Source organism: Pantoea ananatis PA13, from assembly GCF_000233595.1.
In the GTDB taxonomy this organism is placed as follows: Bacteria; Pseudomonadota; Gammaproteobacteria; order Enterobacterales; family Enterobacteriaceae; genus Pantoea; species Pantoea ananatis.
Genome location: NC_017554.1, coordinates 2,474,319 through 2,498,974 on the forward strand (window position 1 = coordinate 2,474,319; position 24,656 = coordinate 2,498,974).

At 54.6% G+C, this 24,656-nt stretch carries 23 protein-coding genes; 12 read left to right on the forward strand and 11 right to left on the reverse strand.

All coding sequences use genetic code 11. From position 1 onward, the window contains the following. The first annotated feature begins 72 nt into the window (after nucleotides 1–72). Complete coding sequence (locus tag PAGR_RS11645; protein ID WP_013025708.1) at nucleotides 73–1,572, forward strand: YdgA family protein; 1,500 nt, start codon at nucleotides 73–75, stop codon at nucleotides 1,570–1,572. Nucleotides 1,573–1,786: 214 nt separating this feature from the next. Beyond that, entirely contained in the window at nucleotides 1,787–2,782 is a 996-nt protein-coding gene (add, locus tag PAGR_RS11650; protein WP_014605893.1) for an adenosine deaminase, read from the forward strand. Between the two features lie 43 nt (nucleotides 2,783–2,825). On the opposite strand, the gene PAGR_RS11655 is transcribed toward add, so the two are convergent. From PAGR_RS11655 to PAGR_RS11675, 5 genes are all read right to left on the reverse strand, one after another. After that, entirely contained in the window at nucleotides 2,826–3,866 is a 1,041-nt protein-coding gene (locus tag PAGR_RS11655; protein WP_014605894.1) for an oxidoreductase, read from the reverse strand. 78 nt (nucleotides 3,867–3,944) lie between these two features. After that, nucleotides 3,945–4,862: an arabinose operon transcriptional regulator AraC gene (gene araC / locus PAGR_RS11660; RefSeq protein WP_014593654.1), complete on the reverse strand. Its 918-nt coding sequence runs from the start codon at nucleotides 4,860–4,862 to the stop codon at nucleotides 3,945–3,947. A gap of 72 nt (nucleotides 4,863–4,934) precedes the next feature. Further along, nucleotides 4,935–5,921, reverse strand: a complete 987-nt coding sequence (araH, locus tag PAGR_RS11665; protein ID WP_013025704.1) for an L-arabinose ABC transporter permease AraH — start codon at nucleotides 5,919–5,921, stop codon at nucleotides 4,935–4,937. A 12-nt stretch (nucleotides 5,922–5,933) separates the two neighbouring features. Beyond that, a complete protein-coding gene (gene araG / locus PAGR_RS11670) occupies nucleotides 5,934–7,454 on the reverse strand; it encodes an L-arabinose ABC transporter ATP-binding protein AraG (protein ID WP_013025703.1) in 1,521 nt (506 codons plus the stop codon). Between the two features lie 144 nt (nucleotides 7,455–7,598). Beyond that, nucleotides 7,599–8,582: an arabinose ABC transporter substrate-binding protein gene (locus PAGR_RS11675; protein ID WP_013025702.1), complete on the reverse strand. Its 984-nt coding sequence runs from the start codon at nucleotides 8,580–8,582 to the stop codon at nucleotides 7,599–7,601. A gap of 365 nt (nucleotides 8,583–8,947) precedes the next feature. On the opposite strand from PAGR_RS11675, the gene PAGR_RS11680 reads away from it, so the two are divergent. Both PAGR_RS11680 and araA read left to right on the forward strand, forming a co-directional pair. Further along, the gene (locus PAGR_RS11680) at nucleotides 8,948–10,633 is read left to right on the forward strand and encodes a ribulokinase (RefSeq protein WP_013025701.1); all 1,686 of its coding nucleotides are present in this window, start codon (nucleotides 8,948–8,950) and stop codon (nucleotides 10,631–10,633) included. Between the two features lie 11 nt (nucleotides 10,634–10,644). Beyond that, on the forward strand, nucleotides 10,645–12,135 hold the full coding sequence (gene araA / locus PAGR_RS11685) for an L-arabinose isomerase (protein WP_014593649.1): 1,491 nt from the start codon (nucleotides 10,645–10,647) through the stop codon (nucleotides 12,133–12,135). A gap of 333 nt (nucleotides 12,136–12,468) precedes the next feature. Here araA and PAGR_RS11690 read toward each other — a convergent pair whose 3' ends face one another. Beyond that, on the reverse strand, nucleotides 12,469–13,206 hold the full coding sequence (locus tag PAGR_RS11690; RefSeq protein WP_014605895.1) for a hypothetical protein: 738 nt from the start codon (nucleotides 13,204–13,206) through the stop codon (nucleotides 12,469–12,471). A 210-nt stretch (nucleotides 13,207–13,416) separates the two neighbouring features. Beyond that, nucleotides 13,417–14,139, reverse strand: a complete 723-nt coding sequence (locus PAGR_RS11695) for an SDR family NAD(P)-dependent oxidoreductase (protein ID WP_014605896.1) — start codon at nucleotides 14,137–14,139, stop codon at nucleotides 13,417–13,419. A gap of 111 nt (nucleotides 14,140–14,250) precedes the next feature. Between PAGR_RS11695 and PAGR_RS11700 the strand changes: the two genes are divergently transcribed. Together PAGR_RS11700 and PAGR_RS11705 are read left to right on the forward strand one after the other, a co-directional pair. Beyond that, nucleotides 14,251–15,168: a LysR family transcriptional regulator gene (locus tag PAGR_RS11700; RefSeq protein WP_024471576.1), complete on the forward strand. Its 918-nt coding sequence runs from the start codon at nucleotides 14,251–14,253 to the stop codon at nucleotides 15,166–15,168. A 156-nt stretch (nucleotides 15,169–15,324) separates the two neighbouring features. Further along, nucleotides 15,325–16,023 carry an RluA family pseudouridine synthase gene (locus tag PAGR_RS11705; protein ID WP_014605898.1) on the forward strand — a complete coding sequence of 233 codons (699 nt, stop codon included), beginning with the start codon at nucleotides 15,325–15,327 and terminating at the stop codon, nucleotides 16,021–16,023. A gap of 101 nt (nucleotides 16,024–16,124) precedes the next feature. Here the strand turns inward: PAGR_RS11705 and PAGR_RS11710 are convergent, their stop codons facing one another. Further along, the gene (locus PAGR_RS11710) at nucleotides 16,125–17,060 is read right to left on the reverse strand and encodes an alpha/beta fold hydrolase (RefSeq protein ID WP_014605899.1); all 936 of its coding nucleotides are present in this window, start codon (nucleotides 17,058–17,060) and stop codon (nucleotides 16,125–16,127) included. A gap of 97 nt (nucleotides 17,061–17,157) precedes the next feature. On the opposite strand from PAGR_RS11710, the gene PAGR_RS11715 reads away from it, so the two are divergent. Next, nucleotides 17,158–17,748, forward strand: a complete 591-nt coding sequence (locus PAGR_RS11715) for a CGNR zinc finger domain-containing protein (protein WP_013025694.1) — start codon at nucleotides 17,158–17,160, stop codon at nucleotides 17,746–17,748. A gap of 88 nt (nucleotides 17,749–17,836) precedes the next feature. Here PAGR_RS11715 and PAGR_RS11720 read toward each other — a convergent pair whose 3' ends face one another. Together PAGR_RS11720 and PAGR_RS11725 are read right to left on the reverse strand one after the other, a co-directional pair. Then, on the reverse strand, nucleotides 17,837–18,376 hold the full coding sequence (locus PAGR_RS11720) for a DUF2058 domain-containing protein (protein ID WP_014593642.1): 540 nt from the start codon (nucleotides 18,374–18,376) through the stop codon (nucleotides 17,837–17,839). 391 nt (nucleotides 18,377–18,767) lie between these two features. Next, nucleotides 18,768–19,250, reverse strand: a complete 483-nt coding sequence (locus PAGR_RS11725) for a cold-shock protein (protein ID WP_013025692.1) — start codon at nucleotides 19,248–19,250, stop codon at nucleotides 18,768–18,770. Between the two features lie 292 nt (nucleotides 19,251–19,542). Here PAGR_RS11725 and PAGR_RS11730 point away from each other — a divergent pair, with 292 nt between their 5' ends. From PAGR_RS11730 to PAGR_RS11750, 5 genes are all read left to right on the forward strand, one after another. Beyond that, complete coding sequence (locus PAGR_RS11730; RefSeq protein ID WP_014605900.1) at nucleotides 19,543–20,208, forward strand: haloacid dehalogenase type II; 666 nt, start codon at nucleotides 19,543–19,545, stop codon at nucleotides 20,206–20,208. Between the two features lie 115 nt (nucleotides 20,209–20,323). Next, nucleotides 20,324–21,289: a phosphotransferase gene (locus PAGR_RS11735; RefSeq protein ID WP_237711066.1), complete on the forward strand. Its 966-nt coding sequence runs from the start codon at nucleotides 20,324–20,326 to the stop codon at nucleotides 21,287–21,289. Between the two features lie 14 nt (nucleotides 21,290–21,303). After that, nucleotides 21,304–22,671, forward strand: coding sequence for an aspartate aminotransferase family protein (locus tag PAGR_RS11740; RefSeq protein ID WP_014605902.1), 1,368 nt, complete (start codon nucleotides 21,304–21,306; stop codon nucleotides 22,669–22,671). A gap of 10 nt (nucleotides 22,672–22,681) precedes the next feature. Then, a complete protein-coding gene (locus tag PAGR_RS11745; protein WP_014605903.1) occupies nucleotides 22,682–23,185 on the forward strand; it encodes an Lrp/AsnC family transcriptional regulator in 504 nt (167 codons plus the stop codon). Between the two features lie 662 nt (nucleotides 23,186–23,847). After that, on the forward strand, nucleotides 23,848–24,231 hold the full coding sequence (locus PAGR_RS11750) for a hypothetical protein (RefSeq protein WP_202631234.1): 384 nt from the start codon (nucleotides 23,848–23,850) through the stop codon (nucleotides 24,229–24,231). A gap of 202 nt (nucleotides 24,232–24,433) precedes the next feature. On the opposite strand, the gene PAGR_RS23690 is transcribed toward PAGR_RS11750, so the two are convergent. Then, nucleotides 24,434–24,649 (reverse strand): type 2 periplasmic-binding domain-containing protein, encoded by a 216-nt coding sequence (locus tag PAGR_RS23690; protein WP_141653841.1) that lies wholly within the window; start codon nucleotides 24,647–24,649, stop codon nucleotides 24,434–24,436. Nucleotides 24,650–24,656: the final 7 nt, after the last annotated feature.

Below are 24,656 nucleotides of genomic sequence, written 5' to 3' on the forward strand. Positions count from 1 at the left end.
TGGGCGCTTTTTCATCCGCCGTTTGGCGCGGTCTGTCAGGCGGGTGAAATCAAGGATAAGGACGATTCAGCAATGAAAAAGACTCAAGTTGCCGTTGGTGTGGTAGTTGCTCTGGGCGTAGTCTGGACAGGTGCGGCATGGTTTACCGGCAAAAAGCTGGAAAGCAATATGGATCAGATGATCCAGAACGCCAATGCCCAGTTAACGGCGATGGCCCCGAACAGTCGTCTTAAAGTGAGCTATCAGGATTATCAACGCGGCATTTTCAGCAGTAAAATGAATGTGGTTATCCAGGCGAGCTCGCAGACGGAAGACAACCCGCTGCTAAAACCCGGCCAGAGCATCATTCTGAATGAACAGATCGATCACGGTCCTTTCCCGTTTGCCCAGCTGAAAAAATTCAACCTCATTCCCAGCATGGCCTCTGTTCACACCACGCTGGCAAACACCGATGCGGTAAAAAAACTGTTTGAGCTGACCAACAACCAGTCGTTTATCAATGCTGAAACGCGCGTGGGATACAGTGGAAGCACCGATACCGCGGTAAATATTCTGCCCATCGATTATCAAAATGCACAAACGGCGCAGCGCGCGGCCACCAGCGGCGGCACGGTGAATATCAGCGCAGATAACAAAGGCGATAAAGTTTCGCTGGACAGCGACATCGACAGTATTGCGATCACCAGCAAAAACCAGGTCGATCAGCCGGTCATGTTTACGTTAAACGGACTGAAGCTTAAAGCCGATACGCACCTGACCAGCGAAGGCGTTCGCATTGGCGATCAGTCAATCAGCGTGGATAAACTGGCTGCCGCCGTTAACGGACAGGACGCGGTGATCCTGAATAAGATGGTCGGTGATTCTGCTTTTGATAATAAAGCGGGCAAAATCAGTGGCGACATCAACTATAAAATTGATGGCGTGGAAGTGCAGAAACAAAATCTGGGCCAGTTCGCATTAAAAATGAAGCTGTCTCAGTTCGATGCGCAAAGCGTAAAAACCTTCTCTGACAACTACAACGCACAGCTGACCACGCTGATGAATCAGCCGGGCGTGGAAGATGATCCGGTTCGTTTCCAGAACGGTGTTCGTGCCATTCTGCTGAATAATCTGCCTACCCTGTTAAAAGGTGCGCCTACCGTTAGCGTTGCACCGCTGAGCTGGAAGAACGATAAAGGCGAAAGCACCTTTAATCTGAACGTTAATTTTAACGATCCGTCGACGGTAACGGGCGAGCCGCAGACGCTGGCCGCATCGGTTGATCGCGTGCTGAAAACGCTGGATTTAAAACTCTCTGTGAATATGCCAATGGCAACCGAAACCATGCGCCATATTGGCCTGGCTGAGGGCTATCAGGCGGACGACGCGCAGAAGCTGGCGGATCAGCAGGTCAAAGGCCTGGCAGCGATGGGACAGATGTTCCGTCTGACGCAAACCCAGGACAACAATATCGTTACCAGCCTGCAGTATGCTAACGGCCAGGTAAATATGAACGGCGACAAAATGACGCTGGAACAGTTTATGTCGCGTTACATGCTGGGCGTGCCAACCAACGAAGGCATGCCAGAATAAGCGTTATCTTCTGGAATCAGGCGGCCTTTGGCCGCCTTTTTTATGCCAATGCCTGGCGGGTGTGCCGCTGCTGGTAAATTCATTCAGTGCTCATCACGCAACTTTGCGCAATTTATCAGCACCTGACTCACTTGTTGCGCAAATTGCTGGCGTTGTTGCGCAAGATATTTTTATAATGCTCTGCACTTTACAGATACCCGGACGAGTGCACTCCATGATTGATTCAAAACTTCCGCTTACCGACATTCATCGCCACCTTGATGGCAACATCCGTGCACAAACCATTCTTGATTTAGGCCGCCAGTTTAACCTGTCCTTGCCCGCCACTACGCTTGAAGCCCTGCGCCCGCATGTGCAGGTAACGGAAACACAGCCGGATCTGGTGAGCTTTCTGCAAAAGCTGGACTGGGGCGTAAAAGTGCTGGGCGATCTTGACGCCTGCCAGCGCGTGGCGCGGGAGAACGTGGAAGATGCCGCCAGAGCAGGCATTCATTACACCGAGCTGCGTTTCTCGCCGGGCTACATGGCGATGACCCATAATCTGCCGATTGCAGGCGTGGTCGAGGCGGTCATTGATGGCATAAAAGCCGGATGCCAGCAGCATGATATCGACGTGCGTTTAACCGGCATCATGAGCCGCACGTTTGGCGAACAGGCCTGTCTGGATGAGCTCAACGGTTTACTGGCCTTCCGCGACCATATCACCGCCGTCGACTTAGCCGGTGACGAGCTGGGTGCGCCGGGGAGTCAATTCCTCAGCCACTTTGCCCGCGCGCGTGATGCCGGTTTTCGCATTACGGTTCATGCTGGTGAAGCAGCAGGCCCGGAAAGCATCTGGCAGGCCATTCGTGAATTAGGCGCTGAACGTATCGGTCACGGCGTGAAAGCGATTGAAGATCGCGCACTGATGGATTACCTGGCGGAACACGCGATCGGCATCGAATCCTGCCTGACCTCCAATATTCAAACCAGTACCGTGGCCTCGCTGGCCCAGCACCCACTGAAAGTCTTCCTGGAGCACGGCGTTCTGGCTACGATTAACACCGACGATCCTGCGGTACAAGGCATTGAGCTGGCCCATGAATACCTGCATGCCGCCCCGGCGGCAGGGTTAAGCCAGGCACAGATGCGACAGGCCCAGGAAAATGGCCTGACGATTGCCTTCCTAAATGAGGCGGAAAAAGCGACCATTCGGGCGAAGGTGCAGTAAACAACAAGGCCGCTGATTCAGCGGCCTTTTTTTTGCGTATTGACTATTTTAAAGACACCGTCTGGCGTTTTTCTGCCGACTGTAGCCCTCGCTCAATCAGCTCCATCACCTGAATTGCCTCTTCAGCAGTGACCGGGTTCGCGCCTCGTCCGTTAATGGCATCACGGATCCCCGCATAGTAGGCCGGATAGTTGCCGGGCTGTGTCAGGCAGGTTTTCTCGGTCATGCTATCACCCTCAACCTGCGTTAGCGTGCCATCGCGCATATCGTAGCCCCACTCTTCGCTCGGCGGAAAATCACCGGCTTTGAGACGATCTTCCTGCGGGTCCAGACCGTATTTCACGTAGCTGCCTCGCGTACCGTGAACCGTATAGCGCGGTGATTCTGCCGCCGCTAACATGCTGGCGTGGATTACCACACGTCGCTGCGGATAGGTTAACGTGGCGTGGAAGTAGTCGGTCGTTTGTGCGCCGGGACGCAGTTCAGCTAAATCCACATTGATCGCCACCGGTGGTCCAAACAGCTGCAGCGCCTGGTCCAACAGATGCGGGCCTAAATCGAACCAGATACCGCTGCCCGGCCCTTTCATTTCACGCCAGCGTTGGCGAACCTCCAGCCGGAAGCGGTCAAAGTGCGATTCAAAATAGCGCACTTCCCCCAGCTCGCCCTCGGCAAGTAAGGCTTTTAGCGTCAGGAAATCGCTGTCCCAGCGGCGGTTGTGGAACACAGACAGCAACAACCCTTTGGCTTTGGCTAGCGCATCCAGCTCGCGCGCCTGTGACAACGTCACGGTAAAGGGCTTATCAACGACCACGTGCTTGCCCGCATTCAGTGCCGCTTTGGCCAGGGGAAAATGCGTATCGTTGGGGGTGGGGATGACAATCAGTTGTAGGGTGGGATCGTCCAACAGCGCCTGAGGATCGGCCACCACCTTTACGGAGGGCCAGTCGGCATTGACTTTGCTGGCATCGCTGCTGGAAATGGCTGCCAGCTCAACATCCGGCGTTCCCGCAATCAGCGGGGCATGAAATGTTTTACTGGCAAAGCCATATCCAATGAGTCCAACTCGCAGTTTCTCGCTCATTCCTTTTCCTCTCTATTCGCTAACCAGACTGATTTAAGACTAATAGTCTCGTCAGGACAAGGAGGATTGCCCTTAAAATCAGGAGACTGTGCTGCGGGCGACCGTCCAGGCGTGCTGACTGGCTAAATTATCGTGCACGTCCTGATTACGTCGACGAAAATCACTGGGGCTGACGCCCACACGTTTACGGAAGACGCGCGAGAAATAAAGCTGATCGTCATAGCCCACTTCGCGACCAATGCTGGCAATCGGCTCCTGCGTGGTCTGCAGCAGCAACTTGGCCCGTATCACCCGCTGATCTTCACGCCAGCGAAGCAGATTCACGCCCATCTGCTCACGGAACAGGTGCGCCAGCCGCGAAGGCGATAAGCAGACGTGGCGAGCCACTTCTTCAATTTTCACCTCGCTGGCGAGATGATTGTTCACATACTGACAGGCTTCGATGATGCGCGGATCGCGAATTTGCTGGTGATTCCGCGGATCTTCCTCCACCGCACGCAGCAACAGGCGCTCCAGCAAATTCATCGCCAGTTCTTCGGCAAAGCGGCGTGAGGAGTTATGGGTTTGTTCAATGGTGGCAAACAGGCGATCGAATTCGCCACGCAGGGATTCAGGCAACCGCAGGCGCCCTACACCTTCCTGCTCATCCTGCCAGCGCAGCCAGTCATGCCAGTAAGCGCGCGGCCGGAAATAGACCCAGCGGTGAAACCACTGCGGGCTGTCGGGGGCACGACCGTAATAGTGGGCGGTTTTCGGCTGAAACAGCAGCATTTCACCGGGTTCACAATCAAAGGCTTTTTCGCCATCGAATACCCGGCCTTTGCCTTTGATGGTCAGGTTAAGAATATAGCCCTTCATGCCGTGCGGGCGATCGATAAAGAAATCCAGCGGACCATCCGCGGTGATAGGCGTTAAACCCGCCACCAGCCAGGCATTAAACGCGTATCCGGGCAGCAGGGGATTTTGCTGCTCTGCCGGTAATTCACGGTGATACATAATGTCCTCACTTCGTCGTTGAGTGATCACCCGCGGACGCCTTTCGCGTCCGCGGGAAGGTTTCACGCCAAATCAGACTTTATTTTTTTGTTTGTAGCGGTCAAATATCACCGCGGCTAACAGTATCAAACCACGCACAACATACTGTGAGAATGGCGAGATATTTAACAAATTCATCGCATTCTCGACGGTGCCAAGAATAAGCACGCCCGCCACCACGTAGGAAATTTTACCGATTCCGCCCTTAAGGGAGACGCCGCCCAGGACGCAGGCAGAAATGACCACCAGCTCATAACCGATGGAGGTCATCGGCTGTCCGCTGGTCATACGGGACGCCAGAATGATGCCCGCCGCGGCGGAAACCAGACCTGAAAGGATAAAAATAATGATACGGGTCCGCACTACCGGCACGCCTGCCAGTCGCGCGGCTTCTTCATTGCCGCCGATAGCCAGCGTGTTGCGTCCAAACGTGGTTTTATTCAGCAGGAAGGCAAAAATCACCATGGTGGCCAGGGTGATCCAGATGGGTGCAGGTACGCCCAGCCAGTTGGCGAAGCCCAGTACAAAGAAGCGCTCGTCTTCGATGCCGACCGCTTTACCATCGGAGAAGATGTAGGCCAGACCACGCACGATCTGCATTGTCGCCAGGGTCGTAATCAGGGCGTTAATCTTCAGTCGTGCAATCACGAAACCGTTGATAAAGCCGGTCGCCATTCCAAGCAGCAGCCCGGCCCCCACGCCAATCCACAGGCTTTCGGTCATGTTAATGACCACCGCCGTTACCACGCCTGCACAGGCGATAACGGAGGCAACCGAGAGGTCGAAATCGCCGGATGCCAGACAGAACAGCATGCCGCAGGCGACCATGCCGGACATCGACATGGCCAGCCCCAGGCCTTTCATATTGATAAAGGAGCCGAAGTTGGGCACAAACACAGCACAGGCAATGAACAGCAGTGCAAAGACCACCAGCATGCCGAAATTGTCCCAGATGCGACCAAAATGCAGACCACGGCGTGGCGCTGCTGGCGGCGTATTAGATGTCGTGGATGAAGTCACGGTACTCTCCTGTCAGGCCACGGCGGCCGCTTGTGTCGTTTTAGGCATAGCCAGGCTCAGCGTCTGCTGCTCCGTAGCCTCGTCATGCAGTATTTCTCCGGCGATAGCCCCTTCACGCATGACCACAATGCGATCAGCAAGGCCCATCACTTCCGGAAGATCGCTGGAAGCAAACAGCACCGCAATGCCCTTGTTTGCCAGCGCATAAATCAGGTTATAAATTTCGTGCTTGGCCCCAACGTCAATGCCGCGCGTGGGCTCATCAAGCAGGATCACTTTCATCTCCTCTGACAACCAGCGCCCCAGAATGGCTTTTTGCTGGTTGCCGCCAGAGAGGTTCATGATCAGCTGATCGGCACTCGGTGTTTTGATGTTGAGCGAACGAATATGACGGTCAGCGTTCGTGGCTTCCCAGCCGTTTTTAATCAGGCATCCGGCGGTCAGGTTATGGCGACGGGCGCTGATATTGATATTGTCGCGGACCGAATGTACCGGAATGATGCCTTCGGCTTTGCGATCTTCCGGGCAGAGCATCACGCCAGCACGGATAGCATCGATTGGGGCGCTGAGCTTCAGCGGTTCGCCATCCAGCAGCACCTGACCGCCACGCAGTCGCGTTGCGCCAAACAGCCCTTTCAGCAGCTCGCTGCGCCCTGCGCCAACGAGGCCAAATAAGCCGACAATTTCGCCCGCGTGCACATTGAGCGAAATCGGCGTTCTGACGCCCTTCGCTTCCACATTTTGCAGTTCGAGCCGCACGGCGCCTTTTTCACGCGGCGAATACCCATAAATGTCGCCCAGATTACGCCCGACCATCGCCTGAACCAGATCGTCGTGATGCGTGTTGGCCATGTCGGTAAAGGTTCGAACATAGCGGCCATCTTTAAAAACGGTGATGGCGTCGCTGAGGGCAAAGATCTCTTCCATACGATGCGAAACGTAGAGCACCACGCGCCCTTCTGCCCGCAGTTGACGGATAACCCGGAACAGGTTATCGATTTCCCGTGCAGACAGTGAACTTGTGGGCTCATCAAACGCAATGATGCGCGCATTCCGCGCCAGCGCTTTGGCAATTTCCACCATCTGCCATTGCCCCAGAGACAGGTATTTCAGCGGCATGTCGGGATCAACGTCCATTCCTAAGTTTTTCAGTTGCAGTCCGGCTTCGTAACGCAGCAGTTTTCGGTTGACCAGCCCGCGCTTGTGCGGCAACTGACCGAGATAAATATTTTCTGCCACGCTCATTTCGGGGACTAAATGCAGTTCCTGGTAGATAATCGCCACGCCCGCGTCCAGCGCGTCAGTGGTGTGCTGAAAATTAACCGGCTTTCCTTTGATACGAATTTCACCGCCGCTCGGCAGATAGCTACCACTGAGGATTTTAAGCAGTGTCGATTTACCGGCACCGTTTTCTCCCATTAGCGCATGCACCTGACCACCGTGGCACTCAAAAGAGATGTCCTGTAACGCTTTGACGCCGGGAAAGGTTTTACTGATGCCATGAAACGACAGAAAGGCTGAATCAGTGTTCATGGTTTCTCCAAAAAATGGCGTTGATGATTCGGGCCACCGGCAGTTAAGGATTTATCCTGTTACCCCATTGGGTAACGCTGTAAAACCCCTGCTTTCTCTGTGGCCCGATAATGACTTTACCTGTGCTGCCTCAGCAGCCTGCTGTTACATCAACCCTTTCTTCGCCAGCTCGGCTTTAAAGTTGTCGCGGGTGATTAACACCACGTCGGTGACTTCAGTGAATTTCGGCGGTTCCTGACCTTTGCTCACCCAGTTGTAGAGCATCTGGCTGCTCTTATAACCGTGGATATCCGGGCTTGGCAGCAGAGATCCATAGAAGCCGGTTGCGTTGGCCTTCGACAGTTCACTCACCGCATCCACACCGTTAATACCGATACCGATGACGTCAGCGGCTTTAAAGCCCTGTCCTTCGGTTGCGCGCACGCCGCCCAGCACGGTGTTGTCGTTCATGCCGACAATCAACCAGTGTTTCACTTCCGGGTGCTGAACCAGCAGAGAGTTACCCGCATCGAATGCACCAGGGATATCATTGGACTTGGTAGGCACCTGGTAGATCTGTTTTTCCGGGAATCCTGCGGCTTTTAGCGCATCCATCGAACCCCCGGTACGACGACGGGCGGTATCCAGCTCGTTCGCCGTAATCGCCATCACCGCCGTGTCTTTTGCGTCCCAGCCGCGTTTTTGCATTTCTTTATAGAGTTCCTGACCCTGGCGCTCACCTATCTTGGTCGCCGCCATCATCACTAACGGCACGCTATCCATGGGTTTGCCTTTGGCGTTGACGAACTGGTCATCCACCGCAATCACTTTCAGTCCGTAGCCCCGTGCTTTTGCCATAATGGCCGAGCCCAGCTTGGGATCCGGTGTACAGATAACAAAACCTTTCGCGCCGCTTGCCGCAAGGCTGTCTATCGCATTGAGGGTTTTCTCACCGTCCGGAACGGCAATTTTGATGACCTCGAAGCCCAGATCTTTCCCGGCCTTATCGGCAAATTTCCATTCCGTCTGGAACCACGGCTCCTCGGGTTGCTTGACCAGAAAACCCAGCTTCATGGTCTCGGCGATAGCTGATTGTGACATAACCGCTGCCAGCCCAATGGCTGCCAACGCTTTAGTGAATTTATGCATGATGCTCTCCGGCGCTAGTTGTTTTATCGCTGTTAAAAACGAATTGGTGTAAACGCTACCAGTTAACTTTCTTTTAGGGGTACAGAAGTAAATCAGGACGTTAGCGCGAGCCGCGATGGTAGCCTGCTTAAACGTTGGCCTATTTTTAGCGGGAATGCAGAAGAAAAATGTAGAGCGGTATCACATCTTAAAATCACGACAGAATGATCCATATATTCAGCGAATTTAACCGTCTCTTAACTTTTGCAATGGATCACAATTTCACTGCTGATGGCAGAAAAGTGCATATTCTCAGCCAGCCGTGACTAACCGTTATTTCTTACACATCACAGGATAAGGAGGTTTATTCATAACAGGAGATTCAAATGCGTACTGAAGCCATCACCCTGGGACTGGACTTTGGTAGTGATTCGGTGCGTGCGCTGGCGGTGGATTGTCACTCTGGTCAGGAGCTGCAAAGTGCCGTGGCAAACTATGCACGCTGGCAGCAAGGCCTTTACAGCGATCCTCACAGCAACCGCTTCCGTCACCATCCACAAGACTACATTGATGCCATGGAGCAGGCGATGCTCGAGGTGTTAAATGCGTTGAGTGAAGAACAACGCGCTGCCGTCGTCGGTATCGGCGTTGACAGTACCGGCTCCACGCCCGCGCCTGTTGACCGTGACGGCAAGGTTCTGGCGCTGCGGCCTGAATTTGCTGAAAACCCGAACGCGATGTTTGTGCTGTGGAAAGATCATACGGCAATTGAAGAAGCCGAAGAGATCAATCAGCTGTGCCGTAGCGGCCGCTTTACCGACTACAGCCGTTACATTGGCGGTATTTACTCTTCTGAATGGTTCTGGGCAAAAATCCTTCACGTGACGCGTCACGATGCAGCTGTGCGCGAGGCCGCAGTCTCCTGGGTTGAACTGTGCGACTGGGTACCGGCATTGCTCAGCGATACCGTTGCCCCAGAAAAACTGCGCCGTGGACGCTGCGCCGCAGGTCATAAAGCACTGTGGCACGGCGACTGGAACGGCTTGCCGGATGTGGAATTTCTGAATGCGCTCGATCCCCATCTTACTCAGCAGCTTGACTCTCCCCTGTTTAAAGACACCTGGACCGCGGATTTGCCGGTGGGCACGTTGAGTCCCGAGTGGTCACAGCGCCTGGGATTATCCCAGAAGGTGACGATTTCAGGCGGTGCCTTTGACTGTCATATGGGTGCAGTGGGCGCAGGCGCACGGCCCTACACGCTGGTGAAAGTGATTGGCACCTCCACCTGCGACATTCTGATTGCGGATACTGAGAAGGTGGGCGACCGCGCGATCAAAGGCATTTGCGGACAGGTCGATGGCAGCGTGGTACCGGGCGCAATGGGTCTGGAAGCCGGACAGTCGGCGTTTGGCGATATTTATGCCTGGTTCAGTCGCCTGCTCGGCTGGCCGTTACAGCAGGCGGCGCAGCACCATCCTGAACTGAAACCGCAACTGGCAGAGATGCAAAAGTCGCTGATCAAAAACCTGACTGACGCCTGGGCCGCCAATCCGCAATTGGATCATCTGCCGGTGGTGCTGGACTGGTTCAATGGCCGCCGTACACCGAACGCCAATCAGCGCCTTAAAGGTGTGATCACCGATCTTAATCTCGGCACCGATGCGCCTGCCCTGTTTGGCGGCCTGATTGCGGCGACCGCATTTGGCGCCCGCGCCATCATGGAGTGCTTCGAGCAGCAGGATATTCCGGTTGAGAACATTTTGACCCTGGGCGGCATTGCCCGTAAGTCTCCCGCCATTATGCAGGCCTGCTGCGACGTGATGAATCGCCCGCTGGATATCGTCTCTTCAGATGAATGCTGCGCCCTGGGCGCCGCCATCTTCGCCGCCGTGGCCGCCGGTGTTCACCGCGACGTCGAGCAGGCACAGAACGTGATGGCCAGCCCGATTGACGTCACGCTGCAGCCCGATCCGCAGCGCGTCGCGCGCTATCAGGAACTTTATCAACGCTATCAACAATGGTGCGTGACGGCAGAACCTCATTATGCCGCACGTTCCGCTTCCGCTAAGTAAAGGAGTGGTTTATGCAACAGTTCAACGTGTGGTTTGTCATTGGTACACAGCACCTCTACGGAGCGGAAACGTTACGTCAGGTTGAGCAGAATGCCCGTCAGGTGGTGGAAGGTCTGAATCAGGCGGGGCTGCCTGTGCGCCTGGCACTCAAACCGCTGGTGAAATCGCCAGATGAAGCGCTGTCGCTGTGCCGTGACGCCAGTCACGATCAAAACTGTGTGGGCATCATTACCTGGCTTCATACTTTTTCGCCGGCCAAAATGTGGATCGGCGGTTTAAACGTATTAACGAAACCGTTATTGCAGTTTCATACCCAGTTCAATGCCGAAATTCCGTGGGACAGCATGGACATGGACTTCATGAACCTGAACCAGACCGCTCACGGCGGTCGTGAGTTTGGCTTTATCGGCGCACGTATGGGCCTGCAGCACAGCGTGGTGACCGGCCACTGGCAGGATAAACACAGCCAACAGCGCGTGGCCAACTGGATGCGCGCCGCGCTGGCCAAACAGGCCAGTCAGCACCTGAAAGTGGCCCGTTTCGGCGATAACATGCGTGAAGTGGCCGTAACGGAAGGCGATAAGGTCGCGGCACAAATCAAATTTGGCTATGCCGTCAATGGCTGGGGCGTGGGCGATTTGGTCGAAGTGATTAACGGCGTCAGCGATGGCGATGTTAATGCACTGGTCGATGAGTATGAGAGCCAGTACCGCTTCACCGATGTGGCCGCCGTCGGCGGTGAAAAGCGGCAAAACGTTCTGGATGCCGCGCGCATTGAGCTGGGCCTGAAGCGTTTTCTGGACGATGAAGGCTGTATGGCATTTACCACCAACTTCCAGACGCTGCATGGCATGACCCAGCTACCCGGCCTGGCGGTACAGCGCCTGATGGGCCAGGGCTATGGTTTTGCAGGCGAAGGGGACTGGAAAACGGCCGCCCTGCTGCGCATTTTCAAAGTGCTGGCGGGCGATCGTCCCGGCGGAACCTCCTTTATGGAGGATTACACTTACCACTTCTCACCGGGCAACGATTTAGTACTGGGTTCACATATGCTGGAGGTGTGCCCGTCCATCGCGCTGGAAGAGAAGCCGCTGATTGACGTTCAGTTCCTGGGCATTGGCAACAAAGCCGATCCAGCACGACTGATCTTCTCAACTCCGGCAGGCCGTGCCATCAACGCCAGCGTGATCGATATGGGTGACCGCTTCCGCCTGCTGGTGAACGTAGTGGACGCCATTGAGCAGCCCAAACCTCTGCCAAAACTGCCCGTGGCCCGTGCGCTGTGGAAAGCTCAGCCATCGCTGGCAACGGCCTCTGAAGCCTGGATCCTGGCGGGCGGCGCGCACCATACCGTGTTCAGTCAGGCACTGAGCCTGGATGATATGTATCTGTACGGTGAGATGCACGGCATTGAGGTGCTGGTGATTGACGAACATACCCAGTTGCCTGCGTTTAAGGATGCCCTGCGCTGGAACGATGCGTACTACCATATGAAGCGTTAAGATTGCTGAGACGTTGCGAACGGGTCAGATTGCTGGCCCGTTTTTTTATGGCTTGCCGCCGACCTTATCAACTCAGGCGGTCAACCGTGAATCACCCGAGGTAATACAATCGGATCAGTACGCCTTGAGTCACGGCTTTGCTTCTTCTTTTTTATCTGTTTCGTTATGAGGTTCTGCGTCAATTCGAGCCTGTTTCTGTGCAGTCAGTAGGCTGATGCAAAAGGGTTATCTGGCAGCAGAAATTAACATACGGGCTAGACGTTCTTTGTACAAAGGGCACAGGCCTGGATCACTCATTGCCTGCCACGTAACAGCGGCAGGCAGGCCTGGCATTTATTTTTTCAATAAACGTGGCAGTTGATTATCAAGCTCAAGAACACAGGCATCCATCAGCTTTTGCGTTTCCTGGGTCACTTTAGCGTAATTGTTGGCCTTCCAGTCACTGAGCGGTGCTGTCGCCGGTTTCGGTGCACACTCTGATACCACATAGGCGCTGAGAATATTGCCGCCTTCCGGACGTTTATAGAACAGCACGCGGTAGGTTAAATCGTAGTTGCTGTTATTGGCCGACATATCGCTATAAACCAGTGACCATTGCGCCGCGGCAATGAACAGCGGCTGTGTATAAGCATATCCGTTGCCATTTTTATCGAGCCAGCTTTTTATTTTCACTACGGCTTTTGGGGTAAAATAGTGCGCCGTAGGTTCGGGCAGCGCATCAACAGAGGTGCCTTTATAACTGTTTTTGTCAAAGGAGCCGGTGCTGATTCCCCCACCTAACACTGCCGTTAGCACAGACATGCCCACACCCGCACCCGTACTCACCGGTGTGACTTCGCGCAGTTTTACGTCTGAGTAGTGATTGTTATTCATATCCACTGGCGCATAAATCGTCTCAACAGTCAGCGTGCTGCCGTTATCGGCCTTAACGACCTGAGCATTATTTTTACCTGCGCATCCCACCAGAAAGACTAATGACAACGTACCCGTTATTAATAACTTGCTCATATTTATCGCATTCCCTTTACGTAAAAAGCCCTTGTTTCCGATTGTCTCTTTAAGGATTTCCAACCGGATTCCAGCTTCTATAACGGGTAAAAGGGAAAAAGCTTTAGGATTTTTTCATTAATTTTTGATGAATACTCATGGCTTAGTGTCGGTTAAGCATGATGGTACGCGGGAACCTTCAGGCAGCTGACGGGCACCTGTGGTTCAGCAGTGCCCACGGATGCCCTCACAGAAGAGGCCTGAATATCACCCTTTCCATCACTGAATGGCGGTTTACCACGTCACCGGCTTGCCAAAGCGATCCAGATACTCCAGCCCCGGTCGGCCCCGCTTGTGCTCGATGACGTTCACGATATCAGGCAGGGTTTCCTCAAGGCTAAAGGCCCCCTCTTCACCGCCCAGAGCCGTGCGGATCCAGCCCGGTGCCAGCAGTAATAAAGCCCGGTCCGGATGATAGCGCGCCTGCCGTGCCGCATAGCTTCGCATATATTGATTCAGCGCGGCTTTAGAGCCGCGATACACTTCTCTTCCCCCTTTCACATTATCCCCCACGCTACCTTGACCGGATGACATGACGCCAATCAGTCCGTTGGCTCTGACCCGATCCTGACAGGTTTCAACAACCCGCATTGGCGAAAGCGCATTCGTTACCATGACGTGAATAAAATCTTCGGTACTGACCTCTCCAATCGTCTCACTCTGGTTGGGATTCGCCGTTCCGGCATTCACAAAAAGCGCGTCATAGCAACGATGCTGCAACCGCGAATTAAGCTGAGAAATTTGATCGGTATCGTTGATGTCCAGTTGTTCAATGGTAAGTGCATGCGGATAACGTGCAGACAAATCCTGCATAGCCTCGGGATGGCTGTTACGCACCGTTGCCGTCACTTCCCAGCCGCGGCTGAGCAGCTCACTGGTCATGGCCAACCCGATACCTCGTGAGGCACCTATTAATAACATTTTGGGCTTGTCGGCCTGAGATGAATAAAGCGTCATAGACGTTACTCCTGCTGGTTGCGGAAATAACGACTTTAATGCGCAAAGAACAGTTGAGCCAGACGCACAGGATGCAATAATAGATTGCGTCTGATGCAAGGGTCTGACTTTATGCCTGATATTGATCTGAATTTACTCACTGCGCTGGATGCTTTGCTGACAGAGTGCAGCGTGACACGCGCAGCGAAGCGGTTGGGGCTCAGTACCTCCGCCATGAGCCGCACGCTAGGCCGCTTACGCCTGGCGACCGGCGATCCGCTTCTGGTTCAGGCCGGGCATAATATGGTTCCAACGCCCTATGCCACTGAACTGGCCACGCGCGTCCATGAGACGACTATGGACGCGTTCGCCCTGCTGCGCCCCGCAGATAAACGCCTCGATCTTTCTACAACCGCGCGCAGCATCGTCATACGGGCGAATGAAGGATTTATCGATTTAACCGCCGCCGCGCTGCTTAACGAGCTTCGCCAGACCGCGCCCAGGCTACGACTCATTTTCGTCAATAAATCAGATAAAGCGCCGCAGGCGTTGCGTGAAGGCAAGATTGATCTTGAAATTGGTGTGCTGGGTACGGATGCGCCGGAACTCAAAACCAGGCTGCTATTCAGCGACCACTTTGTGGGCATCTGCCGACGCGATCATCCGCTGCTGGATAACCCAGGCGTGACGGCAGAGCGCTATGCCAGCTTTTCGCATATCGTCATGTCCAGAAATAATGCCCGCTCTGGGCCTGTTGACGCCGCGCTTGATGCGCTTCAACTGCGCCGGGACATTCTGATGTCCGTTCCGACTTACAGCAGCGCCATCAATATTGTTTGCCAGACAGACCTCATTGGGCTGGTACCCTCATCCGCGCTGGTCGGGCCCAACCGGCGCGCCGACCTGGTGCATTTCGATCTGCCTGTGGCTACACCGGTGATAAAGGTGCTGGCTATCTGGCATCCAAGACTGCACGCGGACCCGGTGCACCGCTGGCTTCGTGATACGATCGTCGCCGTTTGCCGCCGGGAACAGGGTAAAACCAAATGAATAGCGCGATGTGATACCGGGTCGACACAGAGACTCGCGATCTTGCAAGCCGGTATCAGACTTTTTTCCTTTCCGGGCTGACGCTTATAGCGCCCCATTCGCCTGGGGGGTGAAAATTCGTTATCATCAGCGCCTGTTCACGCCCCTGGCACACTGATGTCTACGATTGTTGATACTTTTATTGCCCCGCCGTGCCATGAGGAGATACGCATTCTCTATCAGGACGACCATCTGGTGCTGATCGACAAGCCCAGTGGGCTGTTGAGCCTATCAGGCAAAAACCCCCAAAACCTGGACTCGGTACACTATCGCCTGGTGACGATCTTCCCCGGCTGCACACTGGTGCACAGGCTGGATTTTGGCACCTCCGGGTTGATGGTTGTGGCGCGTAACAAAACCATTAACGCGGCGCTCAGCCAGCAATTCAGCGCGCGCACGGTGGCTAAGCACTACAGCGCCCTGCTGTGCGGGCATTTACCGGATGAAGAAGGCATCATTGATGCTCCCATCGCGAAAGACCCAGCCCGGTTTCCACGGATGTCTATTTGCGCCGAATGGGGCAAGCCTGCCCGTTCCCGTTATCGGGTTGTTGAGCGTTTTAACCTTAAACGGGATGACGCCAGAGTGATTCCCCTGACGCGCGTGACGCTGATCCCAGAAACCGGTCGCACTCATCAGTTACGTATTCACTGCCAACTGCTGGGCCATCCGATTTTAGGCTGTGACCTCTACGGGGGGCTTTTGCTGCCGGGCATGGAACAGACGCCAAGGTTAATGCTTCATGCCAGTGAACTGCAGTTTATTCATCCCGTTACCGGTGAGCCCTTTCACATCGTCAGCCCCAGCCCGTTTTAACGCAACGCCTTCACATGGGCGCCAGGAACACGGCTGACATTGTTGTGCCGGGCCGCTCCAGCCCGCAAACGCCTCTTCTTGTCACGGCTCACGGCACCAGTTTACTTCAGGTGCAGGTTGTTCAGAAAGTCGGTAATAGCCGCAGCGATCGCCAGACCGTGCGTTTCCAGCGCAAAGTGTCCGGTATCATAGAAGCGAATCTCCGCATCGGGCAGATCCCGTTTCCACGCCTCGGCACCAGCCGGCAGGAAGAAAGGATCGTTTTTTCCCCACACCGCCAGCAAGGGGGGCTGAAACTGACGGAAGTAGTTCTGAAACGCCGGGTACAGCGCCACGTTTGATGCGTAATCCAGCAGCAAATCGAGTTGAATCTCCGCGTTACCCGGCTGAAGAATGTGCAAACCCTCAAGCGTGTAACCATCCGGTGAGACACGACTTTTATCGGGCACGCCCTCAAGATATTGCCATTTGATCGAAGCTGGCGTTGGGAAGTCTCGCAGCGCGTCACGGTTTTCCTGGCTGGGCTCCTGCCAGTAGCGCTGGATCGGTTTCCAGCCCTCACCCAGTCCTTCCTCATAGGCGTTACCGTTTTGAGAAATAATGGCCGTAATCCGTTCCGGATGACTGACGGCAAGCCGCCAGCCGACGGGGGCGCCATAGTCATGAACCATCAGCGCATAGCGCTCCAGCTTAAGCTGTTGCGTTAACTGTTCAATAGTGATTGCCAGCTGGCTGAAGGCGTAAACGTATTCGCCTCGTGCCGGAGATTCCGTGAAGCCAAACGCAGGCAGGTCGGGTGCAATCACGTGGTAGTGCCCGGCAAGATGCGGGATCAGGTCTCTGAACATAAATGAGGATCCCGCGAAGCCATGTAACAGCAGTATTGTCGGCCTGTTGGGATCGCCCGCTTCGCGGTAAAACACATTGACGTCGCCAACCTGTTCGTAGCGGTATTTTACGCCATCCCGTTGCTGTGCATCGTTAACGTCTTGCGTACGCAAACTGTCTGTCGTCGTAATGGATTTTGAAGCCGCCATGATGTTTCCTTATGATGTAACCGTTAAAGTTATTATTTGAAGGTTACGATCTGTTTTGCTAACCTGTCAAATATGTTTTTAACAGTTACAGGCAGCTATGAACCCCGATCTCAACACCCACGACTTCCTTTTCCTGGCGGATAACCTCGCACTGGACTTTATCAATAGTGAATACGGCGTGGACGAGCAGCGACATGACTGTTTCAGCGACGATCGACGCGTGATGCTCTGGCTGGAGATGGCAGGGATCTTGCCGGATGGCGCGCCTTTGCAGGCACCTGATGGGTTGTTACATGAAGCGCGGGCGCTCCGCGACAGTGCACGTGCACTTGTCGATGCTGCGATGAATGGCTTATCTGCGGATCTGACTGTTCTTAACAGGCTCTATAAGGACGGGCGCCCGACGAAGCGACTGGCGTGGGATGATGACGCGCAGCGATACCAGATCGCGGTTAGCCACGAGGAGATAAGCATAGCCATCCTGCTTTGGCCGGTGGTCAACGCACTGGTCGAGCTTGTTGTCAGTGACAGCTTTACGTACGTGCGCCAGTGTGAAGCACATGACTGTATCCTGCTTTTCCATGACCTCAGTAAATCGCACCGCCGCCGCTGGTGCAGCATGGCGACCTGTGGCAATCGCATGAAAGTCGCTGCGTTTCGATCCCGAAAGCGATCGGATCAGGTTTGATTATGGCTGCAAACGGCACGAGCCCTGCGGCGAAAGTGCGCAGCACTTTGCAGCAAGGCTCAGCGGTTATCCCGCCTGATTGCAATCATTACCACATCAGATCATCGGGTACTTTGAAATCGGCATAGGGATCGTCTTCATCCTGGGCTTCCTGACTCAGCGCACTGTTTAAGACAATACTGTTGGCATCACGTTGGGCAATTTTATCAGCAACGCTCGCGGGAATAATGGCGTAATGGCTCTCTTCGCTGTTATCCACCTGCAAACGTGCGATCGCCAGACGGCCATTGATAAGTTGTGCCTGGGTGGGCTTATCCACCATGATTTTTTTAATCAGGTTGTTATCTGTGAAGTTAAAACCGATATCACCTCGGGAAATGTCGATTTTGTTCATGTCAATCAGCTGCTTCACCTGCGCCTTGTACTCTTTTGAAAGCACAGCCTGCCGTTGTTGTTCATTGAGCTGCTTGTCACGCTCTTGCTGGGCTTTTTTGTTCTCTTCTACAGCTTCGCGCGCCTCGCGGGCCTGAACACGCGATTTTTTGGCCGTTCTCTGGACCTTGTCCATTTTCTTACTGGTGACCAATCCTGCTTTTAACAGCTGCTCTTGTAAGGTGAGTTTTGCCATCTTGTTCTCTGAATCTGATGAGGAATGGGCGGGATTATACCTGAGGCGATAGCAGATTGCAGACGCTGATGTGGTGCGCACTTAAGATTCGAGCGGACGTTGTATGCGCGATGTCGTGACGTTCCCACCGTTGGGTCCGGTATCCGTCAGTCGCTCATCCCCGGGTTAGCGTCCTGTAGATGCTGGCTGAGAGGGAGCCGGTGGTTCGCTAACGCAATCGGCTATGCGCAACAGAGACGACGTTGAAGGAAGTCTGTAAGCTCATCAAGACGCGCACTGGAATATAACAAACCTGTTAGTCACAGGCGGGAAGGCGCGAAGAGAGATAAAAGAAGGCATAAACGCCGCCAGCGCCCTGTCTGGCGAGCACTGGCAGACAGGTCTGATGATGTCAGACCTTGAGCATTTTTACCGTGGCATCAATGTCTATCTCATCTTCAGAGAAGATTAAGGTTGCGCCCTGAAAGGTGGTGATGGCCAGTTTTTTCAACGTACGCATCTCATCGGCCTGGGCTGCGGATTTAGGTTTGATATTGTTCATTAAGATGCCCACAGACAGCACCGTATTTTCTTTATCGATACGGCTGCTGGCAGGCACTTCCTCGCTGAAGACCACATAAGACTTGATGGCAGTGAGCTTGATTCGCTCACCCGCGATAAAAATGTATTTGCTTTCGGGCAGGACTTTCACCGCAAAGGCCGACAGCCCTTTATTGTTGGTGGTGGGTTCAAACGTCACCGCCGCATCTTTCTTAATCAGATCAGGGTTGGCGACCTTAATCACGTGAAAATACCGGTTATCACCGTTTTCATCTTTGATAAAGCCAAAGCCTTTATCCTGAAACCAGGTTGTGATTGTTCCATTCATCGCCATTACCGCCTACCTAATCGTTTATCTACTCAATTTTTTCAGCGCGCAGTGTAAAACACAATGCGGGTGCAAACTACGTCTTTGGGCTAAGTGTGGCCGATAAATTTCTGCTCTGCACCTAAGCTTTTCGGGCAGAGAGGTCGGGAAGACCATGAGGGCGTGGCTGGCGGCAGATGAATAATGCCGCCCCCCACTGTGAATTGAGCAAAAACCACTCCGTTACCGGGTCAATAAGAAATTATCTGTTCGGTCACAGCGATATACTTCTTTAAAACAAATTAAAGAGGTTAATCGCATGATTTATCAGCCAAAATTTATCAGCTTCGACTGCTACGGAACGCTCATAAACTTTGAAATGGGGCCGACCGCTAAGGGGCTTTTTGCCGACCGGATTGCAGAACAGCGAATGCCTGCGTTTCTGGACAGCTTCCGTTTCTACCGGCTTGATGAAGTGCTGGGTGACTGGAAGCCGTTTTTTCAGGTCGTTGAAAACGCTATTCAGCGGGCCTGTAAAGCGCATGATGTGGAGTACCGCGATTCTGATGCACTCACTCTCTATAACGCGGTGCCGACCTGGCAGCCACATCCTCACGTTGTGGAAACGCTGGAATTGATCTCTCAACATATTCCGTTAGTGATTTTGTCGAATTCGATGGTGGATCTTATTCCCCACAGCGTCGCCCATCTTAAAGCGCCTTTTCATGCGGTGTACACCGCTGAAGCGGCTCAGGCTTATAAGCCGCGTGCACAGATTTTCGAATACATGTTTGACCAGTTGGGCTGCGGACCCGAGCAGATGATGCACTGCTCCTCCAGCTTCCGTTATGACCTGATGACGGCATCCGACTTTGGCTTTATGGCCAAAGCGTTTATCGATCGTGGGCATGAACCCGCCTTAGAAGGTTATGGCGTTGATCGGCTCACCGACTTCCGCCAGCTTGCCGGCCTGCTTGGTCTTTAATGCGTCTCTGGGTGCGGAGAAACGAGGAAATATGATGCCTGATGAACAGAGGCCCAAGGCGGTCGCACTCAGCACAGCTGCGCCAGCGCTTTCGCTGCCGGCTATCCAATCTTTAGTGTCTGAAAAATATGGCATTGAGGGCACCGTCCTGCCGCTGGCCAGTGAGCGCGATCAGAACTGTTGCATCGAGCAGGCCGACGGCACGCGCTATGTGTTAAAGATCAGTAATCCCTCTGAAGCGCTGTCCATCGTGGATTTTCAGATTGCCGCGCTTAATCACATCGCCGAGGCTGCGCCCGGGCTGTCCACGCCGCGCGTCGTGCGAACGCTAGAGGGCTCCCTGCGTGACAACGTCACTCTTGACGGAGGAGAAATAACGACCGTCAGAATGCTGACCTATTTAGACGGTATACAGGTTAAGGATACGGAGAGAACCCCAGCACAGCGTTGCGCGATGGGCACCTGTCTGGCCCGGCTTGACCTGGCTTTACAGGCATTCAGCCATCCCGCTGCCAGCCACGATCTTCTCTGGAACGTTTCAGCCGCGCATCGCCTGATGGATAAGCTGGAAGACCTCGTCGATCCCACCCGTCGCAGGCTGGCTGAAAAATTTATGACGCGTTTTATCACCCATATCCTGCCGCGCCTTCCGGCGCTGAGGGCACAGGTTATCCATAACGACTTCCATCTCTACAATGTGATGGTTGCGCCAGAGGCGCAGGATCGTATTACGGGCATTATCGATTTTGGCGACATGCTTTATGCCCCCCTGGTCGGCGAAGTCGCAACCGCGGCTGCCTTTCAGATGACAGGCAGCGTCGATCCTTTTGCCGGCGCCGCCCAGTTTGTCGGCGCCTACCACCAGACGCTCCCGCTTACCGATCTGGAGCAGGCGCTCGTGACCGATCTGATGGCGACCCGTCATCTGATTACCGTTTTGATTACCGAGTGGCGCGCGGTTCGCTATCCACACAATCGCGCCTATATCATGCGGCACAACCCAGCCGCGTGGGAGGCGCTGTCTTTAATGGCGGATCTGTCTCGCGATACGGCACGTGACCGACTGCTGGCTGAACTCTGAAACCGGAGAATTGTATGAAAAGCACGACAGATCTCAATATGGTAAACGCCTATATCCCCGGCCAGGTCGACGTGGGACCGGTCACCGCCGCGATGATTCAACGGCGCGATGCGCTGCTCGGCCCGGCCTATCGCCTGATGTACGAGCATCCCTTACATATCGTACGCGGTGAAGGCGTGTGGCTCTTCGATCCTGAGGGCCGTCGCTATCTGGATATTTATAATAATGTCACCTCGCTTGGGCACTGCCATCCTGCCGTCACCGAGGCCATCTGTCAGCAGGTTCAGACGCTGGCAACAAATACCCGCTACCTGCACGACACCATTCTGGAACTGGCCGAACGCCTGCTGGCCACCGTGCCGGAAACCGCGCTTGCGCACCTGATGCTGACCTGCACAGGCAGTGAGGCCAATGACCTGGCTTACCGTATTGCCAAAGTTCGTACCGGGGGCACCGGCATTATTGTGACCGAGACGGCCTATCACGGCATCACGGACGCGGTGTCTCAGTTCTCGCCCTCTTTAGGCACGTCGGTGGATCTTGGCGCCCATGTGCGCCTGATTCCTGCCCCACGGCTTTATCATGCTGAGGGAGCCGATCTTAGCGAGCGCTTCACGCGCGACGTGGAAAACGCAATCGCCGACCTGCAGCGTCACGGCATCAAACCCGCCGCGCTGATCGTCGATTCCTTGTTCACCAGCGATGGCATCTTGCCTGGTCCGGTGGGCTTTATGAAAGGTGCCGTTGAAGCCATCAAGCGGGCCGGTGGCGTGTTTATTGCCGATGAAGTTCAGCCCGGCTTTGGGCGCACAGGCGAGACAATGTGGGGCTTCCAGCGCCACGGCGTTATCCCGGACATGGTGACGCTGGGCAAGCCGATGGGCAACGGTCAGCCGATTGCCGGTCTGCTGGCCACCGCTGACGTGCTGGCGGAGTTTGGTCAACGCTCACGGTATTTCAATACTTTTGCGGGCAATACCGTTTCCTGCGCAGCCGCACTGGCCGTTCTGAAAACCATTGAAAGGGATGGCCTGGTTGCCCATGCGCGCGATGTAGGCAAACAGCTGCTTGATGGCATAACCGCGCTGGGTAAACAGCATGAGGAGATCGGTGATGTTCGCGGTGCCGGCCTCTTCGTTGGCGTGGAACTGGTTTCCGATCGTCTGTCGCGCACCCCGGATCGCTGGCTGACCAGTCAGGTGGTGAACAGAATGCGTCAAAAAGGCGTGCTGCTGAGCGCATGCGCAATGGGCCACAACGTGCTGAAAATTCGCCCACCACTGGTCTTGACGGCAGATCAGGCGGGAATGATAATCGATGTCCTCGATCAGTCGCTGACAGAAGCGACGGCCGCCAGGGCTTCCCAGTCTGTTCTGAGGTAATCACCTGACCATGACGCACACTAAACCCCTCGATCGTACCGATATCAGAATACTTGAGCATCTTCAGCGCGAGGGGCGGTGTTCGATAGTGGAACTGGCTGAGGCGATCAGCCTCAGCCCCAGTCCCTGCCTGGCGCGCACCCGACGCCTGGAGCAGAGCGGAATTATTTCGGGTTACGCAGCCAGGGTTACGCTGAACAAACTGGGTAATAACCTGGTCGTGTTTTCCGAAATCACCCTGAACAGTCATTACCCATCCGATTTTATCAAATTCGAATCCGGCGCCTGTAAGTACCGGGAGATTGTAGAGTGCTACAACATCAGCGGAGGCTATGACTATCTGTTGAAAATCATCGCCCCGAATCTTCACAGGTTTCAGGACCTGATGGATCGTTTGCTGGACGATGAGATCGGTATTGCCAAATTCGCCAGCCGGGTCGTTCTTCGGCAACCCTGGCAGTGGCGCGAAGAGCCACTGAGCGAGATTGCAACCGGGCAGGCAAGCTGGTCGTAGGGACTTATGGAGGCTGACGGCACGTCAAATCACAGGAAATGCGCCTGACCGTTACCCGCCTGTCGATAAGACCCGAGTTCAGACCAAAAACGCGATTTGCCCCTCATCAGGGGCTGACATTTCTGTGAGGGGTGCCGACTGTACTGGACGGTTGTTCCCACTTCCCGGTCCGGCTTTGAAAACATCCTGTTTGTCCACGTGCCCCTGGTGTAAGCCGACTGCCAGGCACTGCGAAACAGCGCGCCAGCAGCAGAACGGTGTTGCGACCTGTCCATGTGGTAATGCGATCAGAGACATTGCCGTACGGCGCCCTGAAGCATCCAAACGGACCACCCTGCAACGCATCTTTTCTGGCTGCACGCCATGCATCACACCGTCTCACGAGGCTTAAGGCCAGCATCGCCAACGGGATCACCGCGCCCGGTTTCTACGCCGTTTTTGGCTGATAAGAGGCCCTGTTGGAAGAGGGAGTGCAGTGCTATAGTGCCCTTTACGCTCAGCGCAGCAGAGACTGACGTAAAGGCGCTGATCGGCTTTCTGCACCCTGTTAACCCCGGCTTTTCGACCGTAGCTGAGGGTGACTTTAGGGATGAGCCTGATGCAGCGGTATTATCCGCAATAAACCAGGCCGAACGTTAAGGCTTTGAGCGGTGAAAATGATCATGCGATATCAGATGGCTGTCTTGTTGTTTGCAGGAACAACCGCTGCGCTGGCAGCGCCCCCCGTTGCCAATGTCTGGCAGATCTATCAGGCTGAACTCGCTCGCCAGTGCCCGGCTAAACATCTTGAATGGCTCGCACCGGCTGACATTCGTGATGCGCTTGATGACTATCAATCCCATCTGAGTACCGGTTTACAAAGTGCGATGACGACCGCCGAACGTCACCGCTGCCGCGATGTGTCGGCAGGTGTGACATGTGACAATGTCGGTGACCTGGATATTGCCTGGAAAAACGATTTAATGCCCGCTGTTGCGGCCTCTTTTTGTCGCCGTTTTACGATGTGCAGAAAACAGTCGGACTGCGACAACCTTGCTGCACCTTAGCGCTCGCCTACCCGCCACCGACGCGAAACCTAAGCCCATGCCGGACGGAATCCGCAGAAGCCTTGCGATCCTTTTTAAGACAATCAATAACTGCGCGCAACGGCGCAGACATCAACCGGCGGGGAAAATAGCGCCAGGAGCCTGCAAAAAAGGCCCACCACGCGTCATGCAGCGGCGTGAGTTCGCCTGTCTTAACGTGAGGCTACAGCCCGTTTTCGAACGTCGCGGTCACGCCCTGACCTTTTAGGGGCAGATCGCTCGCACCAGATACACCGTTAACCCCAATAGTCAGGCGTCCGGGCGCATCCATGCGAACCGTTTCTCCGTTGCGCGCAAACGTCGCGGGGACGTGTGCAACGTGGGGAAATTGTAGATTGATGCCGCCTGCCCCGGCACCGCCATTCAACTTGGGGCGCACTGAGGTC

Coding starts and splice junctions, on each gene's coding strand:
- PAGR_RS11645 (WP_013025708.1), top strand. CDS start 73: ATGAAAAAGACTCAAGTTGCCGTTGGTGTGGTAGTTGCTCTGGGCGTA.
- add (WP_014605893.1), top strand. CDS start 1,787: ATGATTGATTCAAAACTTCCGCTTACCGACATTCATCGCCACCTTGAT.
- PAGR_RS11655 (WP_014605894.1), bottom strand. CDS start 3,866: ATGAGCGAGAAACTGCGAGTTGGACTCATTGGATATGGCTTTGCCAGT.
- araC (WP_014593654.1), bottom strand. CDS start 4,862: ATGTATCACCGTGAATTACCGGCAGAGCAGCAAAATCCCCTGCTGCCC.
- araG (WP_013025703.1), bottom strand. CDS start 7,454: ATGAACACTGATTCAGCCTTTCTGTCGTTTCATGGCATCAGTAAAACC.
- PAGR_RS11675 (WP_013025702.1), bottom strand. CDS start 8,582: ATGCATAAATTCACTAAAGCGTTGGCAGCCATTGGGCTGGCAGCGGTT.
- PAGR_RS11680 (WP_013025701.1), top strand. CDS start 8,948: ATGCGTACTGAAGCCATCACCCTGGGACTGGACTTTGGTAGTGATTCG.
- araA (WP_014593649.1), top strand. CDS start 10,645: ATGCAACAGTTCAACGTGTGGTTTGTCATTGGTACACAGCACCTCTAC.
- PAGR_RS11695 (WP_014605896.1), bottom strand. CDS start 14,139: ATGACGCTTTATTCATCTCAGGCCGACAAGCCCAAAATGTTATTAATA.
- PAGR_RS11700 (WP_024471576.1), top strand. CDS start 14,251: ATGCCTGATATTGATCTGAATTTACTCACTGCGCTGGATGCTTTGCTG.
- PAGR_RS11705 (WP_014605898.1), top strand. CDS start 15,325: ATGTCTACGATTGTTGATACTTTTATTGCCCCGCCGTGCCATGAGGAG.
- PAGR_RS11710 (WP_014605899.1), bottom strand. CDS start 17,060: ATGGCGGCTTCAAAATCCATTACGACGACAGACAGTTTGCGTACGCAA.
- PAGR_RS11715 (WP_013025694.1), top strand. CDS start 17,158: ATGAACCCCGATCTCAACACCCACGACTTCCTTTTCCTGGCGGATAAC.
- PAGR_RS11720 (WP_014593642.1), bottom strand. CDS start 18,376: ATGGCAAAACTCACCTTACAAGAGCAGCTGTTAAAAGCAGGATTGGTC.
- PAGR_RS11725 (WP_013025692.1), bottom strand. CDS start 19,250: ATGGCGATGAATGGAACAATCACAACCTGGTTTCAGGATAAAGGCTTT.
- PAGR_RS11730 (WP_014605900.1), top strand. CDS start 19,543: ATGATTTATCAGCCAAAATTTATCAGCTTCGACTGCTACGGAACGCTC.
- PAGR_RS11740 (WP_014605902.1), top strand. CDS start 21,304: ATGAAAAGCACGACAGATCTCAATATGGTAAACGCCTATATCCCCGGC.
- PAGR_RS11745 (WP_014605903.1), top strand. CDS start 22,682: ATGACGCACACTAAACCCCTCGATCGTACCGATATCAGAATACTTGAG.
- PAGR_RS11750 (WP_202631234.1), top strand. CDS start 23,848: ATGCGATATCAGATGGCTGTCTTGTTGTTTGCAGGAACAACCGCTGCG.